The organism is Halorientalis persicus (genome assembly GCF_900110215.1).
Taxonomy (GTDB): domain Archaea; phylum Halobacteriota; class Halobacteria; order Halobacteriales; family Haloarculaceae; genus Halorientalis; species Halorientalis persica.
This window is the reverse complement of sequence record NZ_FOCX01000029.1, coordinates 22,982-38,648: the sequence shown is the minus strand read 5'-3', so window position 1 is coordinate 38,648 and position 15,667 is coordinate 22,982. Positions and strand designations below refer to the sequence as shown.

Annotated in this window: 18 protein-coding genes and 1 pseudogene; 13 read left to right on the top strand and 6 right to left on the bottom strand. The window is 65.7% G+C overall.

What is annotated here, in order from left to right; all coding sequences use genetic code 11:
• The 3 genes and pseudogenes from BMX17_RS25390 to trxA form a co-directional block, all read left to right on the top strand.
• Positions 1 to 85, top strand: a pseudogene (locus BMX17_RS25390) (IS6 family transposase); the annotation flags it as partial.
• 94 nt (positions 86 to 179) lie between these two features.
• A complete protein-coding gene (locus tag BMX17_RS20535; RefSeq protein WP_092663630.1) occupies positions 180 to 473 on the top strand; it encodes a HalOD1 output domain-containing protein in 294 nt (97 codons plus the stop codon).
• Positions 474 to 593: 120 nt separating this feature from the next.
• On the top strand, positions 594 to 998 hold the full coding sequence (gene trxA, locus BMX17_RS20530) for a thioredoxin (RefSeq protein WP_092663628.1): 405 nt from the start codon (positions 594 to 596) through the stop codon (positions 996 to 998).
• A gap of 64 nt (positions 999 to 1,062) precedes the next feature.
• On the opposite strand, the gene BMX17_RS20525 is transcribed toward trxA, so the two are convergent.
• The gene (locus BMX17_RS20525; protein WP_139203623.1) at positions 1,063 to 1,824 is read right to left on the bottom strand and encodes a sensor domain-containing protein; all 762 of its coding nucleotides are present in this window, start codon (positions 1,822 to 1,824) and stop codon (positions 1,063 to 1,065) included.
• 212 nt (positions 1,825 to 2,036) lie between these two features.
• On the opposite strand from BMX17_RS20525, the gene BMX17_RS20520 reads away from it, so the two are divergent.
• The 6 genes from BMX17_RS20520 (at position 2,037) to bioD (ending at position 8,339) form a co-directional block, all read left to right on the top strand.
• Positions 2,037 to 2,768: a sensor domain-containing protein gene (locus BMX17_RS20520; RefSeq protein ID WP_092663624.1), complete on the top strand. Its 732-nt coding sequence runs from the start codon at positions 2,037 to 2,039 to the stop codon at positions 2,766 to 2,768.
• Between the two features lie 241 nt (positions 2,769 to 3,009).
• Positions 3,010 to 4,065, top strand: a complete 1,056-nt coding sequence (locus BMX17_RS20515) for a hypothetical protein (protein ID WP_092663622.1) — start codon at positions 3,010 to 3,012, stop codon at positions 4,063 to 4,065.
• Positions 4,066 to 4,168: 103 nt separating this feature from the next.
• Complete coding sequence (gene bioB / locus BMX17_RS20510) at positions 4,169 to 5,296, top strand: biotin synthase BioB (protein WP_092663620.1); 1,128 nt, start codon at positions 4,169 to 4,171, stop codon at positions 5,294 to 5,296.
• 33 nt (positions 5,297 to 5,329) lie between these two features.
• Entirely contained in the window at positions 5,330 to 6,388 is a 1,059-nt protein-coding gene (locus tag BMX17_RS20505) for a (S)-8-amino-7-oxononanoate synthase BioU (RefSeq protein ID WP_092663618.1), read from the top strand.
• Positions 6,388 to 7,656 carry an aminotransferase class I/II-fold pyridoxal phosphate-dependent enzyme gene (locus BMX17_RS20500; protein WP_092663616.1) on the top strand — a complete coding sequence of 423 codons (1,269 nt, stop codon included), beginning with the start codon at positions 6,388 to 6,390 and terminating at the stop codon, positions 7,654 to 7,656. Before BMX17_RS20505 ends, BMX17_RS20500 begins: the two co-directional genes overlap by 1 nt.
• Positions 7,653 to 8,339 carry a dethiobiotin synthase gene (gene bioD, locus BMX17_RS20495; protein WP_092663614.1) on the top strand — a complete coding sequence of 229 codons (687 nt, stop codon included), beginning with the start codon at positions 7,653 to 7,655 and terminating at the stop codon, positions 8,337 to 8,339. The genes BMX17_RS20500 and bioD overlap by 4 nt, the downstream gene beginning before the upstream one ends.
• Before the next feature lie 161 nt (positions 8,340 to 8,500).
• Here the strand turns inward: bioD and BMX17_RS20490 are convergent, their stop codons facing one another.
• From BMX17_RS20490 to BMX17_RS20480, 3 genes are read right to left on the bottom strand one after another with little or no spacing between them, the layout of a single operon-like run.
• The gene (locus BMX17_RS20490) at positions 8,501 to 9,568 is read right to left on the bottom strand and encodes a phosphotransacetylase family protein (protein ID WP_092663612.1); all 1,068 of its coding nucleotides are present in this window, start codon (positions 9,566 to 9,568) and stop codon (positions 8,501 to 8,503) included.
• Positions 9,565 to 11,670: an acetate--CoA ligase alpha subunit gene (gene acs / locus BMX17_RS20485; protein ID WP_092663634.1), complete on the bottom strand. Its 2,106-nt coding sequence runs from the start codon at positions 11,668 to 11,670 to the stop codon at positions 9,565 to 9,567. Before acs ends, BMX17_RS20490 begins: the two co-directional genes overlap by 4 nt.
• A gap of 45 nt (positions 11,671 to 11,715) precedes the next feature.
• Positions 11,716 to 12,309 carry a protein sorting system archaetidylserine decarboxylase gene (locus BMX17_RS20480; RefSeq protein ID WP_092663610.1) on the bottom strand — a complete coding sequence of 198 codons (594 nt, stop codon included), beginning with the start codon at positions 12,307 to 12,309 and terminating at the stop codon, positions 11,716 to 11,718.
• Between the two features lie 88 nt (positions 12,310 to 12,397).
• Between BMX17_RS20480 and BMX17_RS20475 the strand changes: the two genes are divergently transcribed.
• Positions 12,398 to 12,769, top strand: a complete 372-nt coding sequence (locus tag BMX17_RS20475) for a DUF8048 family protein (protein WP_092663608.1) — start codon at positions 12,398 to 12,400, stop codon at positions 12,767 to 12,769.
• A 101-nt stretch (positions 12,770 to 12,870) separates the two neighbouring features.
• Positions 12,871 to 13,416 (top strand): DNA starvation/stationary phase protection protein DpsA, encoded by a 546-nt coding sequence (dpsA, locus tag BMX17_RS20470; protein WP_092663606.1) that lies wholly within the window; start codon positions 12,871 to 12,873, stop codon positions 13,414 to 13,416.
• Between the two features lie 49 nt (positions 13,417 to 13,465).
• Here dpsA and BMX17_RS26400 read toward each other — a convergent pair whose 3' ends face one another.
• A complete protein-coding gene (locus BMX17_RS26400) occupies positions 13,466 to 13,636 on the bottom strand; it encodes a DUF7331 family protein (protein WP_170845499.1) in 171 nt (56 codons plus the stop codon).
• 40 nt (positions 13,637 to 13,676) lie between these two features.
• Positions 13,677 to 14,261 (bottom strand): DUF7504 family protein, encoded by a 585-nt coding sequence (locus tag BMX17_RS20465; protein WP_092663604.1) that lies wholly within the window; start codon positions 14,259 to 14,261, stop codon positions 13,677 to 13,679.
• A gap of 138 nt (positions 14,262 to 14,399) precedes the next feature.
• On the opposite strand from BMX17_RS20465, the gene BMX17_RS20460 reads away from it, so the two are divergent.
• Both BMX17_RS20460 and BMX17_RS20455 read left to right on the top strand, forming a co-directional pair.
• Complete coding sequence (locus tag BMX17_RS20460; protein WP_092663602.1) at positions 14,400 to 14,981, top strand: DUF7547 family protein; 582 nt, start codon at positions 14,400 to 14,402, stop codon at positions 14,979 to 14,981.
• Positions 14,982 to 15,098: 117 nt separating this feature from the next.
• Positions 15,099 to 15,599, top strand: coding sequence for an HTH domain-containing protein (locus BMX17_RS20455; RefSeq protein ID WP_092663600.1), 501 nt, complete (start codon positions 15,099 to 15,101; stop codon positions 15,597 to 15,599).
• Positions 15,600 to 15,667 lie beyond the last annotated feature (68 nt).

The following is a 15,667-nucleotide window of genomic DNA, read 5'->3' as shown; positions in this document are numbered from 1 at the left end:
TTCGAACTGCTTCAGTCACGTCGAACCGAAGACAGCCGAAAATTGGTTACTCGCTCATGCGAGGTGGCACAATTCGATTAACTAAACACGACCCGCACGACCCGAACCCGGCCGAGAGCGTATTCAGAGCCTGAAATTGCTGATGGGTTTATATAAGGTAATAAGATATAGAGGGCTATATGGGAGCAAACGACGGTGAGGTCTACATCCTGCGGCCGGACGAGGAGGGTGATTCCGATGACGATGAAGCCTGGGTCAGTCCGCAACCAGCGAGTCGAGTCGTGCTGGAGGCGGTCGCTGAAACAGTCGACGGCGACGCCGACGATTTCGACGATCTAGACGCCTACGTCGATCTCGACGATCTGGCTGCCGTGTTCGACGACGAAGCGGTCGATGATATCACGTTCTCCGTCGAGGACCACGACGTGACGGTCGACGCCAACGGCGACGTGGCGGTCGACGCCACCGACTGACACTGGACGGCGTGGGGCCGATCCGACGAGGCCGGAGTATCGGTCCGAGAGCGACTGCTGGTCGTGTCTACAGCGTGCACAGCCAACGATGTTATACGGGACGGTGCCGTACGTACTGGTATGAGCGACGCCAGTGATTCGGACGATATCGAGTCGATCCGAGAACAAAAGAAAGAGCAACTGCAGTCGGAGCTATCTGGCGGTTCGACAGCGGACGAACCGATCCACGTCGAGGACGCCGATCACTTCGCCGACCTCACCGGCGAGGGCGTCGTCCTCGTGGATTTCTACGCGGACTGGTGTGGCCCCTGCAAGATGCTCGAACCGACCGTCGAGGCTATCGCCGCCGAGACGGCCGCGACCGTCGCGAAGGTCGACGTCGACCAGCACCAGCCGCTGGCCCAGCAGTTCAACGTGCAGGGCGTGCCGACGCTCGTCCTGTTCGCCGACGGCGAGGCCGTCGAGCAGGTCGTCGGCGTTCAGGACAAGGGAACGCTCGTCGATCTGATCGAGCAGTATAGCTAGACGTCGTCTCCGTCCCTGCAAGCAGGGCGAGAGCCCCGTCTCGTCGACTGCAATCGTCGCGCCCCTACCGTGTCGCCGAGTCGGTCGTGCTCCTGGCTCCGAGCATATAGCGGGTGTACCTCGCCCAGAGACGGGCGATGCCGTTCGAGAGGTTGAGTACGAGTACGGCGACGAGGAGACCCGCAACCGATACCGCCAGTGCCCCGGACAGCGTCTCGATCTGCCACGACGTGAGGCGGAGGGCGGTCTCGACGCCGACAGCCAGTTCGTCCCACGGCACGGTTAGCGACGGCGTCAGTCGGATCGGCTCCGTGAGTCGGACACCGACGAACACACCGGGTTCGTCGTAGTACAGCGGCGTGGCGAGAAAGGACCCGGCGATCGACGACGAGATTCCGATGACGACGAAGACGAAACACCCGAAGAAGAACTTGCTGAGCAGGTATGCAGGCGTCGTCCACGTCGTCCGGTCGGTCACTAGCTCGCGTGCACGATCGATCGGTGACCCCCCGAAGAGATACTCGTAGGACGGCTCCGGGAGCGTCACGTCCAGGAGCCAACCAGTCAGCGCTCGCTCGAACCGACCGAGGGCCAGCGCCGTCAGGAAGCTCACAAGCACGAGCGGGATGCCGACGACGAGGACGAGGAGACCGATGCTGAGCGAGAACGCCGTCACGAGCGCGGTGAAGTAGACGATACCCAGCGGGAACGCGAACCAGAGGTACGCGAAGTTCTTGTACGTCTGCAGGCGCAGTGGGGCGGTGAGAGCGGATCGGACCGACCGGAGCGAGAGGAAAGGTGTATGCGACCGTACGTCCGGAGTCATCAGTCTGTTCTCGGTCACGAGACTGTTCGGGCCGCTGTTTGGACTGTCGGACGCACAGGCGCTCGTCGCGATCCTGCTCGCTCACACGCTGGGACTCGTCGCGATCTACCGAACGTTCCGGAACTGATACTTATATCTTGGGGGCGTGTCCCCGACTCGGCGACGCTGGGCTCCGCTATACGGAGCCGACAATCCAAGGACGAATTGCAACGATGACGGAGACCCGCTCACCTGAACGATCCATCACGGACAGCCTCCGGGGCTTTTTCGGTGTCCCGTTCCGGGGACAGACGTACCGAAGCCTCGCGTACCTCCTGCTGGCCTTTCCGCTCGGCCTCGCGTACTTCGTCGCCGTCACCGTCGGTATCACCACTGGTGTCGGCCTGCTGGTCACGCTGGTCGGTCTTCCTATCCTGCTGGTGACGCTGTACGGAGTGACGATCATCGCCGGCTTCGAGGCATCGCTCGCCCGCTATCTGCTCGGGATGGACGTCCCGGCACCCGAACCACTGCGGCGGACCGACGACCGTGGCGGGACGGACCTGGAGTCCCTTCTGGCCTGGTCACGCACCGTCGTGACTGCACCGACGACCTGGACAGCGCTGCTCCTGGTCGGTGTCAAGTTCCTGTTTGGAATGATGGCCTTCGTCGTGCTCACCACCGCGGCGACGATCTCGCTCGCCCTGCTGGCCGCGCCAGTGGCAGTTCTCACCGACGTGCCTCTGCAGGTCGGGTCCGCCGCCGACGGAATCACGGTCGGCATCCTCACCAGTGGCGACCCGGTGTGGGTGGCCGACACCCTCCCCGAAGCCGCTGGTCTGGCCGTCGTCGGCGTGTTTGCGACGCTCGTGACGTTACACCTCGTCAACGGCCTCGCGAAGTTCGGCGGCCTCTCCACGGCCGCCCTGCTGGACGTGGACGGCGGCAACGGACGAACTGTTTGAGACCACAGATCTCCGGTATCGACAACAGCAGTTCGTAACTCGAGCAGGAATCGCAGACCGGTTCGGCCCATTGCAGCCGACGGCTCACGGTGAGCTATTTCCTGAGATGATTGATAACTGATAGAACGTCTCTCTCATGGATAGGGAGTCTCCACGATCGACCTGTGTGTCCAGTATTGCGGCTGCCCCTACCCGAAACGAATGGCTAACTTATATCAGATAGACATGATTGCAAAGATATATGAGTCGACGGCGGGAGGTCCTCGCAACCTTGGCGAGTGGTGCGGGCCTGTTGGCTGGCTGTAGCGAATCGACCCAGGAGGAGACGCCGACAGACGAGCCGACCCCAGACGGATCGTCGACCGACGTATCCTCCGAGACCGAAACTCGTACTGTGCGTCCGTGGGAGGGGCTGGATCGACTGGTCGAAGTCACCGAGCGGACCGAGAAAGACGACGATCGGATTCCGATCCACGGCGTCACGAACGAACTCGGACTGGGTGCCTGTCTTCAGCGGTACACCTACGAGACATACTCGTCGTTCCACGGCGGGGATGTCTGGAGAACCCATCGCAGACTACACGTCGGCGTCGGGCCGGACGCGACTATCGAGGACGTGCGGGCTGCCTACGAATCGGACTACTATCCACCATCGAAGCCGTTCGATCCCGTGTACGGTCGAGAGATAATCGAGGGTACCGAGACCGACGAGGGTATCGAGTTCGACGCCGGACTGGACGGCGACATCAAGGACGTCCGCCTCCCGTTCGATCTGGTCGACTCGGCCGATGGGTACCGCGTCGACGGCGACAACAACGTCGTCGTCCCGTACGACAACCTCCTGCCACACTATCTCTCGCGGCCTCTCTATCAGGTCGACGTGACGACGACACGAGCAGATGAGTCGTACCTACTGAAAGTGCCACACCCGGACGTGTCGATGTCGGTACAGGCGGTTTCGACGAACGAGACGGACGACGGCCTGATGCTTCAGACTATCGCCACAGAGGTGACGATGGATTCGAAGAAGCCGACCCAGTACGTGAACCTGCACACCAACTACGGATCGTCGGCGAGTTACGACTACGGGCGCGAGATCGAAGCCGACGACTTCACCGCGATCGACGGCCAGGGAACGGTCCGGATAGAGCGGGACTTCTCCCAGTCCGTGGGCTCGGTCGACCAGTACTGCTTCCGGGAGTTCTACCCCATCGACCGGCTGAACTTCGACGTGGTGCTGGGACAGGTCGCGCCGCTGGCCAGCGAAGCCGTTTCCGCTGACCGGTTCATCCCGTAACCCTCCTTCTGTTCCACCACAACTGCTCTTTCGCAGTGGTACAGGGCTCGGTGTCGCGATCGTCACCCCTAGATTTATACCTTCGTCAACTGCCTAGGTAGCCGTGGTTTACGAGACCGGCAACCGGACGATAGACGACGCCGTCGAGCGGGTGCTGGCGGGTGAGCGACTCGACCGCCGCGACGGACTCGCCCTGATGGCACAGCCGGTCGAGGAACTCGCGGCCGGGGCCGACTACGTGCGCTCACAGCTGGGTGACGACACGGTCGACGCCTGTTCCATCGTGAACGCGAAGGCGGGCAACTGCGCCGAGGACTGTGGCTTCTGTGCGCAGTCGGTCCACTTCGACACCGGCATCGAGACGTACGGGTTCCTCGACCCCGAGGAGATTCTGGAGGCGGCCAAACGCGCTGAGCGCGACGGTGCCCAGCGGTTCGGCATCGTCGTCGCCGAGAAAGGCGTCTCCAAGAAGCAACGGCCCGAGGAGTGGCAGGAGGTCCTGCGTGCGATCCGGCTGGTCCGGGACGAGACCGACGTGGAGGTCGACGCCAGCCTCGGCATCCTCACGCGCGAGGAAGCCGAAATCCTCGCCGACGAGGGGATCAATCACTACAATCACAACATCGAGACCTCGCCCAACTTCTTCCCGGAGATCGTCGACACCCACTCCTTCGAGGACCGGGTGGAGACGCTCGAACTCGCCAAGGACGTGGGCATGGACCTCTGTGCCGGCGTCATTCTCGGGATGGGCGAGTCGCCGACCGACCGGGTCGACGCGGCCATCGCGCTCCAGGACATCGGCGTGTCCTCACTGCCCGTCAACATCCTCAATCCCGTCGCGGGGACGGCACTCGGGGACGAACTGGGTGATTCGGCCGACATCACGACGCCGGAGATCATCAAGACCATCGCGGTCTACCGCCTGCTCCACCCGGAGGCTCGGGTCCGTCTGACGGGCGGGCGGGAAGTCAATCTCGACACGGACGAACAGCACCTGCCCTTCGAGGCGGGTGCCGACGGGATCCTGACCGGCGATTACCTCACGACCGGTGGGCAGTCGCCCGGCGACGACATCGAGGTCATGGAGGAAGCCGGGATGGAGCCCAACATGGAGGCAAACGAGTTCGACAAGGCGGCCGTCAAGGCCCGCACCGGCGAGGATCCGGCGGAGGCCGACGACGTGGAGACGGCCGCCGGGACGGCGACGAGTAACGCGGAACTGGACGACTAGTGACTCGCGGTTTTCAGAACACAGCTACGACACATGGACGAAGTCAACTTCGCGGTACTGGGTTGCGGTGGCATCGGCCGACGGACACTGGAAGTCTCGACGGACAAGGAACACCTCACCCCCGTTGCGGCGTGTGACCGCAACGGGGCCGCCGTCGATCACGACGGACTCGACGTGGACGAACTGCTCGCGGCGACGGAAGGCAACATCGCGAGCGATGGTGGCACTGCGGCAGCGAGTGGCTCAGGAACGGACTCCAGCGGCGTCAAACAGACCGGCGAGAACGCAGGCGTCGCGGCCTCGGTCCAGGCCGACCCGACGGAGGAACCCATCGAGGAGGTCATCGAAGCGAGCGACGACATCGACGCCGTCCTCATCGCGCTCCCGAACTTCGAGCACGACTTCATTCCCCGAGTTGCCGATCGCTTCGCCGAGGCGGGCTACGAGGGTGTCCTCGTGGACGTGTTGAAGCGTTCGCGGGTCATCGATATGCTCGACGATCGGACCGACGAGTTCGAGGCGGAAGGCATCACGTTCGTCTGCGGCGCGGGCGCGACGCCCGGGTTCCTCACCGGCGCGGCAGCCATCGCCGCACAGTCGTTCGTCGAGGTCCACGAGGTCGAGATCTGGTGGGGTGTCGGCCTGAAGTCCGGCTACGAGGACAACCGCGGCACCGTTCGCGAGGACATCGCCCACCTCCCCGAGTACGACATCGACGACGCCCGCGAGATGAGCGACGCGGAGATCGAAGCCGTCATCGACGAGTACGACGGCGTCATCGAGTTCGAGGACATGGAACACGCCGACGACGTGCTGCTGGAGCGGGCCGGCATCTGTGACGCCGAAGACGTGACCGTCGGTGGGATTCTCGACGTGACCAGCGACGAGAAACCGACGACGACCACGGTGCGGGTCACGGGGACCACCTTCGACGGCGAGACCGGGACGAACAGCTTCGAGCTGGACGACGCGACCAGCATGGCGGCTAACGTCAACGGCCCGGCGCTGGGCTACCTGAAGGCCGGCGTCCGTCGTAACCGCGCCGGCGAGTACGGCGTGTTCGGCCCTGCCGACCTGATGCCCGGGTTCTGATGGCCAGCGACGCCTCACTCGACGAGCGCGAGGAGCGGCGCGGAACCGGCGACCGTGGATTCGACCCCGCCGGCCGGCTCGCCGAGCGCGATCAGCGCGGCCTCCGGCGGGAGCTCACGCCCATCGCGGCGGTGAGGGGGCGTAGCCCAATCGCTGACGATCCGGGTGCCGACGAGCCGGTCTTCGACGGCCCCGAGCAACTGCTCTTCGCCGCGAACGACTACCTCGGGCTGGCCGGCGACGAGCGCGTCCAGCGAGCGGCGGCCGAGACCGCACGCGAGGTCGGAACCGGCGCGGGCGCGAGCCGGCTCGTGACCGGCGACACGCCGGCCCACCGCGCGCTGGAGCGGGACCTGGCCGACGCCAAGAACGCCGAGCGCGCGCTGGTATTCTCGTCGGGATACGCTACCAACGTCGGCGTAATCTCGGCGCTCTCTCCCGACGTGGTGTTCTCGGACGCACTCAACCACGCGAGTATCGTCGACGGCTGTCGGCAGGCCCGCGCGGAGACGGTGGTGTACGACCACTGCGATCCGTCGGACTTGCGGGCGAAGATGGCCGAACGGGCGGCGAACGGTCCGGCGGCTACGGGCGACGCCGGCGAGTCCTGGCTCGTCCTCACGGATTCGGTGTTCAGCATGGACGGTGACGTGGCCCCCCTCGAACCGATCTGTGACGTGGTCGAGTCCTTCGGCGCGTGGCTGATGGTCGACGAAGCGCACGCGACCGGGCTCTACGGGGGCGGCGGGGGCATCGTCCAGCGTGCGGGACTCTCGGATCGCGTCCACGTCCAGATGGGTACGCTCTCGAAAGCGCTGGGGAGCCAGGGCGGCTACGTCGCGGGGAGCGAGGCGCTGATCGACCACCTGCTGAACGCCGCGCGGTCGTTCGTCTTCTCGACGGGGCTCGCGCCGCCCGCGGCGGGCGCGGCCCGCGAAGCTCTCCGGATCGCTCGGGAAGACGACGCCCACCGCGAACGGCTCTGGGAGAACGTGGCCCGTCTCCGGGACGGTCTGGAGGACGCCGGGTACGAGGTCTGGGGCGAGACGCAGATCTGCCCGGTCGTGGTCGGCGACCGCGACGACGCGATGGCGCTGGACGACCGCCTTCGGAGTCACGACATCGTCGCCCCCGGCATCCGGCCGCCGACGGTCCCGGAGGGGACGAGTCGCATCCGCGTCGCGCCGATGGCGACCCACACCGAGGACGAAATCGACCGCTGTCTCGCGGCGTTTCGCGAGGCCGGTCGGGAGCTGGGGCTGGTATGAGCGACGAATTCGACGACATCACCGACTTTGCCGTCGTCGGCACGGACACCGGGGTCGGCAAGACCGTCGTCACCGCGGGCCTGGTCGGCTGGCTCCGCGAATCCGGCGTCGACGCCCGCGCGGTGAAACCCTGCCAGACCGGCTTTCCGCCGGACGACGACGCCGGCTTCGTCGCCGAGGCCTGTGGCGACGACGCGGCCGCGACCTGCCTCCGACGGCTGGAGCCAGCACTCGCGCCCGCCGTCGCCGCCGAACAGGCCGACGTAGATCTCTCCTACGAGTCCATCCTGTCGGAGTGTCGCGACGCCCTCGCCGACGCCGCGGTCGGCGTGGTCGAGGGGATCGGTGGTCTTCGTGTCCCGCTGGCGGGCGGCCGGGAGGTCGTCGATCTCGTGGCCGATCTCGACGTGCCCGCGCTCGTCGTCGCTCGTTCGGGACTCGGAACGCTCAATCACACGGCGCTGACCGTCGAGACCCTTCGGGCACGGGGCGTTCCGGTCGCTGGCGTCGTTCTCAACGAGTACGCGGGCGAGACGACCGCGGAACGGACCAATCCGGACGTGATAGCCGGGATGACCGGTGTGTCCATCGAGACGGTGCCGCCGCTCTCGCTGACGGAACCCAGTGATGCGGTGGCTGGTGTCGCCAACCACCTGTCGCGCTCGGTGTTCCCGAGGGAGTGACGGCGCTGTCGCTCGTCGGTCGATCGTACAGGGAAACCAGGGGGCGTGTGCCCCCGGCGTGTGACACTACGGAGCCAACTGGCTCCAGACATCGGTTAGGCGCGAATCTGTATAAACCTACAGTCTTTATATTTCGGAGATAAATGCTCGAAAGCTGCGTGTCAGTCGCCGAGGGCCAACAGCGCGTCCAGATCGACGGCGTCAGCCAGCAGGCGGCCCATTCGCTCGACGGTCTCGGGGTCGCGAGTTCGGCCGCTCCGGATGATCGACTCGGCGCGATCGATAGTCGTCCGGGTGTCACCCTGCACGAGCAGGATGGGTTTTTCCGCTTCCTCGGCGCGACCGACGACCGCGCCGCTCGGACGATGCCCCCCGGTGAGCAGGAGGCACTTGACGCCGGGTGCGCCGAGCGCGGCGGTCTGGATGTCCGATCGGTCGCCGCCGGTGATGACCGCCGCCTCGCGTGCCCGGCGGAACCCCGAGAGCGCGGCGTCCCGGCCCATCGCGCCGACGAGGAACCGTTCCACGTACGCGTCTGCCGGGGCATCGCTGGTGAGTACGTCTGCGCCTAGCTCTTCAGCGAGTTCGGCGACAGTGACACCGGAGAGTTCCTGTACCTGTGGGATCGCGCCGAAGACCGTCACGTCGCGTTCCGTCAGGAACGGGATCGCGTCCTCTGTGAGTTCGTCGAACTCGTCGTCCGAGACGCCGTTGAACAGGACGCCACCGAGTCGCTCGCCGAAGGCGTCGGCCGCCGCCAGCACGTCGTCGAGATCCGAGGGTTCGTCGTAGTCCGCGAGCAACAGGACGCGAGCGTCGAGCAGGTCCGCCAGGTCCGGATCGGTCAGATCGATGATGCCGCCGGTCCGGTACTCGCCGGCCCCCTCGATCACGACGGCGTCTTTGTCTTCGGCGATCCGCTCGTAATTGTCCGTGACGCTCTCGTGGAGGGCGTCGAGGTCCTCGCGGCCGCGGACGACTTCCTGGACGAAGGTCGGCGAGTAGACGATGGGCTCCATCTCGTGCATCTGTTCGTCCAGATCGAGAATCTCGCGGGCCAGCATCGGATCCTGGTCGAGCGTCTTCCCGACGGCGCTTTGCAGGCGGGTGCCCTTCGGTTTCATGTAGCCGACCGACTTGCCTCCGTCGGCGGCGTGGCGGGCCAGCGCGAGCGCGACAGCCGTCTTGCCTGTACTTGCCTCGGTCGAACTGACGAGTAGCGGGTTCATAGTTGCTCCTGATCGATAGTGAGTCGCACGTCGACCGCCGAGACGCCGTCGGGCGTCGCGACGAGCGGGTTGATGTCCAGTTCCAGTATCGCGGGGAAGTCCGTCACCAGCTGTGAGAGGCGCTGGATGGTCTCGACGACGCCGGCCTCGTCGACCGGGTCCCGACCTCGTGCCCCCCGCAACAGCGGCGCGGACTCGATCTCGTCGACCATCGACGCCGCCTCGGGTTCGCTGACCGGCGCGACCTTCACCGTGGTGTCTTCCAGCACTTCCACGAAGATACCGCCCAGCCCGAACAGCACCAGCGGGCCGAACTGCGGGTCGCGGTTCATGCCCACGATGGTCTCGGTCGCGGCGTCTAAATCCAGCATCTCCTGAATCTGGACGCCCAGAATGGTCGCGTCGGACTGGTAGTTGCGCGCCCGGGTGACCAGATCCTCGTAGGTGTCGGCCACCTCCTCGGCCGGGACGCCGACCTCGACGCCGCCGATGTCGGACTTGTGGAGGATGTCCGGGCTGACGATCTTCATCACGACGCCGTCCCCGTCGTCGATCCGCTCGGCGGCCTCGCGGGCCTCCGTCTCCCCGTCGACGATCTCGCCTTCGGGTGTCGGGATGCCGTAGGCGTCGAGCAGATCCATCGCCTCGACGCCGAGGCTGTTGGTGTCCCGGCGCTTGGCGGATTCGAGCACCTCGCGGGCGCGTTCGTGATCCACGTCGAACTCGACGGGTTCGGCGTACTCGCGGGCCTGAATCTCGCGGAACTCCCTGAGCGCGTCGAGACTCCGGACCGCCCGTGCCGGGTCGAAGTACGTCGGAATCCCGGCCTCCGAGAGGATCGACTGGGCCGCCCGCGTCGAGTCCCCGCCCATCAGCGACGCCGCCACGGGCGTCTCGTACTCGGCCTGTAACTCGACGGTCGCTTCGGCCAGTTCGTCGAACGTCAGCGTGGCCGTCGGGCAGGCCATCACGATGGCCGCGCCGACGTTCGGGTCCGCCAGCGTAATTTCGATGGCTTCCCGGAACCGCTCCACGTCCGCGTCCCCGATCACGTCGATGGGGTTGTAGACGTTCGCGCCCGCGGGCAGGGCTTCCGTGAGGCTGTCGATGGTCTCGTTCGAGAACGAGGCCAAATCGAGGTCGGAGTCTCCGATAGCGTCGGTCGTCATGACGCCCGGGCCGCCGGCGTTGGTGACGATGGCGACACCGTCGGCCTCGGGGAGGGGTTGCCCCGAGAGGATGCCGGCGTAGTCGAACAGCTCCTGGACCGTCTCGACCCGGAGGACGCCGGCCTGTTCCAGGCCGGCCTCGTAGGCGCGTTCGCTGCCGGCCATCGTTCCCGTGTGTGACGCTGCGGCCGAGGCCCCGGCCTCAGTGCGGCCCGATTTGACCATCAGGATCGGCGTGTCCTGGGTGACCTCGCGGGCGGTCTGGATGAACTGCCCGCCGTTCTCGATGCCCTCCAGGTAGGCCAGGATCACGTCAGTCCCCGGATCGTCGCCCCACTCGGCGACGAAGTGGCGTTCGTCCAGCACCGCCTTGTTGCCCAGGGAGACGATGTCTTTGAACCCCACGTCGCGGTCGTTGGCCCAGTCCAGCACTGCCGTGACGAACGCGCCGGACTGACTCATGAACGAGATCGGACCGGGCTGGGCGTTCTCCGGGCCGAACGTCGCGTTCATCCCGACCTCGGTACTCATGATTCCCAAACTGTTGGGTCCGACGACGTTGAGGTCGTACTCGTCGGCGACCTCTCGGAGGCGGCGCTCGCGACTCGCCCCGTCACTCCCGGCCTCGCTGAATCCGGCCGTGATGACGACCACGTTCTCGACGCCGGTCTCGCCACAACTCTCGACCACGTCCACGGCGATGGATGCCGGCACCACGACCACTGCCACGTCGACGGTCCCCGGCACCGCGCCGATGTCCTCGTAGCACTGGAGACCGAGGACGGTGTCGGCGTTGGGATTGACGGGGACCACCTCACCGTCGAAGTCGGCGGCGAGGTTCGACGTGATGGCGCGGCCGACTGATCCTTCGCTTTCGGTCGCGCCCACGACCGCTACCCGGTCGGGCGCGAACATCGTAGCTAGCTCGCCCATCGTGTCGAGGTTGACCACCCCGACGGATATAGTTCGGGAAACCGGCTACTCCGCCACCAGTTGTGTCTCGCCGGCCCTGACTGTCTCGCCTTTCTCGACTCGGAGGTCCTCGCGTTCGACGCCTTCGGGCATGATCACGTCCACGCGACTGGAGAAGGAGATGTGCCCGATCCGCTGTCCGCGTTCGACGGAGTCGCCCGGTTCCACGTAGGGGTGGATTCGCCGCGCGACTGCCCCCGCGATCAGGACGACGGTGTACTCCTCGAATTCGATATGGACCTTCTCGTTACGGTCGGATTCTTTCGTGAACGCCGGCCAGTGCTTGCCGGGGGAGTGAGTCACGTCTTCGACGGTTCCGGCCAGGGGGGCGCGGTTGACGTGCACGTCGGTCAGGTTCATGAACACGCCGAGTCGGAGACGGCCGTCCGCCTCGCGGACGACCGAGACTGTCCCGTCCGCTGGTGCGAGGAGGCCGTCCCCCGGCGGGCTGCGATCCGGGTCGCGGTGGAACCCGAGGGCCGCGCCGCCAGCGAGGAAGGCGACGGCCGCGCCGACCAGCGAGAACGGCAACAGAAAGAGCCCCACGACCGCGGGGGGTGCCGCGTACCGCCAGGAGTCGCGAGCGAAACAAGCGCACATACCACTCGGTTCGGTCCCGTGGGAATGAACCTATCGGACCCGCCCCTCGGCGACGGTGTTTTTGCCCCTGCCGTTCCTCGTTGAAACGATGACCGGGGATTCGCTCGACCCCTTCGACGACGACCTGCTCGCTACGGTCGCCGGCCGCCACGACCTCGACGAGGCGGCGCTCCGGGACCTGCTGGCTCGTCACCAGCAACAGATCCGGGACAATCCGGGTGTCGAGAACATCGTCTACGAGTGGCGCTCGCAGTTCCACGAACAGCCAGTCCTCCAGCGAACGGACGACACCTACTTCTTGCGCCTCCGCGCGCACGTCTGGGACGAGTTCGCCGACGCGCTCGACATCGCCGAGGCGGACCTCCACGCCGTACTGGACGCCCACGAGGAACAGTGTCGACGGGAAACGGGCGCCAGTATCGGCGAGGACGAACGAGCGATGGTCCTGAGCCGCTCCTGAGTGTCCCCGGGTTTCGGCTCGCCAAAATTGGCTTTTGGGTTACGAAAAATAGTTTTGCGAACCCAAAGTTTATGATACCGCGGAACCACTCTCTACACGAGATGAGCACTGAGAAAACTGTCCGGAAAGAGTTCGGTGAAGTCGAGGAGAACGCGCTACAGCTCGACCAGGAGAAAGCGGAACAGATCGTCGAGGCGCTCAACGACGACCTCGCGGACGCGTACGTTCTGTACCATCAGCTTCGCAAACACCACTGGAACGTCGAGGGGGCGGAGTTCCGCGACCTCCACATCTTCCTCGGTGAGGCCGCCGAGAACGTCGAGGCCGCGGCCGACGAGATCGCCGAGCGTCTCCAGGCCATCGGCGGGACGCCCGTCGCGAGTATGCCAAACCTCTCGGAGCGGGCCGGCGTCTCCCACGAGGACGGCGACGTGTACCCGATCCGCACCTCACTGAAAAACGACCTGGAGATCTACGGCGACATTATCGAGAACCTCCGGGAGCACATCGAACTCGCGACCGAACTCGGCGATCACGCTACCGCCGAGATCCTGCGTGAGATCCTCGTCGAGACCGAAGACGACGCTCACCACCTCGACCACTACCTCGAAGACGACACCCTCGTGGTCGACACGAGCGCCGAGTAGAACCGGTCGGCCCGAGAAACGCGTCGAGTCGTGCGGCGAAAATCCAGTTTTATTCTTCGCACTCGACGGTAAGATCCGTCGCGATCCAGCCGTCGGTGTTCCCGTCCTCGGTGAACACAGTGCGTTCGTCGGTCGCCCTGTGGCTCTTGATCAGTGGTGCATCGTCTTCCGGGTCGGCCGTCGCCTCGGCGTCGTCGACGGTGTCCGGCGCGTGACTCATTGACTGACCTTAGGCGGGCCTAAATCTAAAAGGGTTTTGGTTAGCCTAAATCGATCCAGTCGGTAGTGACCCCGTGGTCGGGGAAGTGCCAGCGCTGTCGGTGTCGCGGCTCGTCTTGGACTTCCACGATGGCGTCGAAGCGGGGTTCCAGCCGGCGGACGAGATCGCTCTCGTAGGGCTCGGAGACGTGGACGTGACCGAGCGCGTTCGTCCGGGCGAGCTCCTCGAGGACGGCGTCGAGAAACACCGACCTGGACTGGAGCGTGTCCGGCGCGACCGGGCCGAGACAGACACGCAACTCCGCCGGTGCTAGACCCTGACCGTGTACGTCGATGGCCTCGGTCACCCGGTCGGCCAGCGACGACGACTGCAGGACTGCGCCGGCCCGGCAGGCTGTGGGCTGGGCCGGCCGTCCCTGCACCACCGCCGCCTCGTGTGGACAGTCCGCCGTCAGACTGCAATCCGTCGCCTCGACGACGACTCGCTCCCGCTCGGAGGACCCCAGTAACCGGCCACAGAGCCGTCGCTGTCCGTCGGTTCCACCAACGACGAGGATTCCACCCCCACGGCGTTTGAGCCCCGACAGCGCACCGGGTACCTTCGCCGCCGCGGATTTCGCGCTCATTGACAGTAATTTACGCGCCCAATGGTATAATATTTGCACGGATTACGGCGCTCGAAATGCACCGATCGGCCGTGACGACGTGGCGACCCGTCGGCAGTGATGGCCCGCGCTTAAGACCCGACGCGCCGTACGGGGAGTATGAGCGATTCGGCCAGCGACGAGGACCTCGCGCGGCTGGCGGCGGACCTCGCACGCTCGCTTCGGGACCTCCAGCGCGAACTCGAACCGGGTCGGCGACGACGACTCCGCCCACCCTCGCCGCGAGAACTGCTCCGATTCACAGACGAGGTGGCGATTCCGGGGGCGATCCTGATTCTAGAGACGAACGTCCGCGCGCTCCGACTGCTCCAGCGGGCGATCCGGCTCGCCGACCCCGATCGCAGTGTGACCGACGAGCGCGACACGGCCGTCCGCGACCGGGCCGTCCAGCTCAGCCGGACCACCGTCCGGAAGCTGGACGACGTCCTAGCCGACGTGCAGGACGCCGTCGAGGGACGCCCCACCGACGACGAGGCAGCGCGTGTCCTCGCGGAAGCGCGGTCGCTCCGTGACGAGATCGACGACCGCCTCGCCGCCGAAACCGAATCCACAGACCGCGAGTCGGACCCGGCGACCAGCGCCTCAGTGCCGGTCGACGTCGACGCCGAACTCCAGTCGATCAAGGACGACCTCGACGACGGTGACAGCGACGACGGGTCGGACGAATCCGGGTCGAACTGACGGCACCACGCTCGCTGCACCCGGCCGCTGTCACCCCCGCCGTACTGTGGGTAACAGTATCAACAAAGCCTAACATAGCAGGTTTTATTTATTTCATACCGTGATTCGATAGTAGGAATGATCGGTAACGGGAGTCCCGCTGGGACACGGGTCGAACTGTACGCTCGGTCTTCGCTACCCGAGGTCGCCTCACGGCGACGGGACGCGGTGGCGGGACGGCTCGAGCAACTCGCCGACGGCGGTCACGTCGACGACGTGGCGATTCGGACCTGGGACAAGAAAGTGCCGCTGTCGAGCGGTCGCGACGAGCTTTCGGCGTACGATCGTTTTCAGGACTGGGCGGACGAGACCGGCGTGTCGCTCGAACCGTTCTTCGATACCCGCTCCTGTTACTCCATGGAGTCCGGGGAGCGAGGGGAGTGGCTGGTTCTGCCTGCGCTCTGTCTCGCCGTCTACCGCGATGGAGACCTCGACGCCGTGTATCCCCACTCGACCAACGACGGCTCCCGCTCCGTCCTCGACTGTCTCCACGCTATCGAAGCCGCCCCGGGCCGAGTCACCGACCCGCTCGAATCCGACGCGACCGAACAGCTCAATCTCGCGGAAGTGTCGGACTGAGCCCCTTCCGGACGCCCCGCCGTTCCCGGTACGTATCGGTGTGTGACAGATTCCCAAACAGCTAAGCC

Bases quoted from the DNA above. Each gene is read 5' to 3' on its own strand.
- BMX17_RS20465 (WP_092663604.1), bottom strand. From the start codon at position 14,261: ATGAGCGCGAAATCCGCGGCGGCGAAGGTACCCGGTGCGCTGTCGGGG.
- BMX17_RS26400 (WP_170845499.1), bottom strand. From the start codon at position 13,636: ATGAGTCACGCGCCGGACACCGTCGACGACGCCGAGGCGACGGCCGAC.
- BMX17_RS20515 (WP_092663622.1), top strand. From the start codon at position 3,010: ATGAGTCGACGGCGGGAGGTCCTCGCAACCTTGGCGAGTGGTGCGGGC.
- BMX17_RS20500 (WP_092663616.1), top strand. From the start codon at position 6,388: ATGGCCAGCGACGCCTCACTCGACGAGCGCGAGGAGCGGCGCGGAACC.
- BMX17_RS20525 (WP_139203623.1), bottom strand. From the start codon at position 1,824: ATGACTCCGGACGTACGGTCGCATACACCTTTCCTCTCGCTCCGGTCG.
- BMX17_RS20490 (WP_092663612.1), bottom strand. From the start codon at position 9,568: ATGAACCCGCTACTCGTCAGTTCGACCGAGGCAAGTACAGGCAAGACG.
- acs (WP_092663634.1), bottom strand. From the start codon at position 11,670: ATGGGCGAGCTAGCTACGATGTTCGCGCCCGACCGGGTAGCGGTCGTG.
- BMX17_RS20460 (WP_092663602.1), top strand. From the start codon at position 14,400: ATGAGCGATTCGGCCAGCGACGAGGACCTCGCGCGGCTGGCGGCGGAC.
- trxA (WP_092663628.1), top strand. From the start codon at position 594: ATGAGCGACGCCAGTGATTCGGACGATATCGAGTCGATCCGAGAACAA.
- BMX17_RS20480 (WP_092663610.1), bottom strand. From the start codon at position 12,309: ATGTGCGCTTGTTTCGCTCGCGACTCCTGGCGGTACGCGGCACCCCCC.
- BMX17_RS20475 (WP_092663608.1), top strand. From the start codon at position 12,398: ATGACCGGGGATTCGCTCGACCCCTTCGACGACGACCTGCTCGCTACG.
- BMX17_RS20535 (WP_092663630.1), top strand. From the start codon at position 180: ATGGGAGCAAACGACGGTGAGGTCTACATCCTGCGGCCGGACGAGGAG.
- BMX17_RS20505 (WP_092663618.1), top strand. From the start codon at position 5,330: ATGGACGAAGTCAACTTCGCGGTACTGGGTTGCGGTGGCATCGGCCGA.
- BMX17_RS20520 (WP_092663624.1), top strand. From the start codon at position 2,037: ATGACGGAGACCCGCTCACCTGAACGATCCATCACGGACAGCCTCCGG.
- BMX17_RS20455 (WP_092663600.1), top strand. From the start codon at position 15,099: ATGATCGGTAACGGGAGTCCCGCTGGGACACGGGTCGAACTGTACGCT.
- dpsA (WP_092663606.1), top strand. From the start codon at position 12,871: ATGAGCACTGAGAAAACTGTCCGGAAAGAGTTCGGTGAAGTCGAGGAG.
- bioD (WP_092663614.1), top strand. From the start codon at position 7,653: ATGAGCGACGAATTCGACGACATCACCGACTTTGCCGTCGTCGGCACG.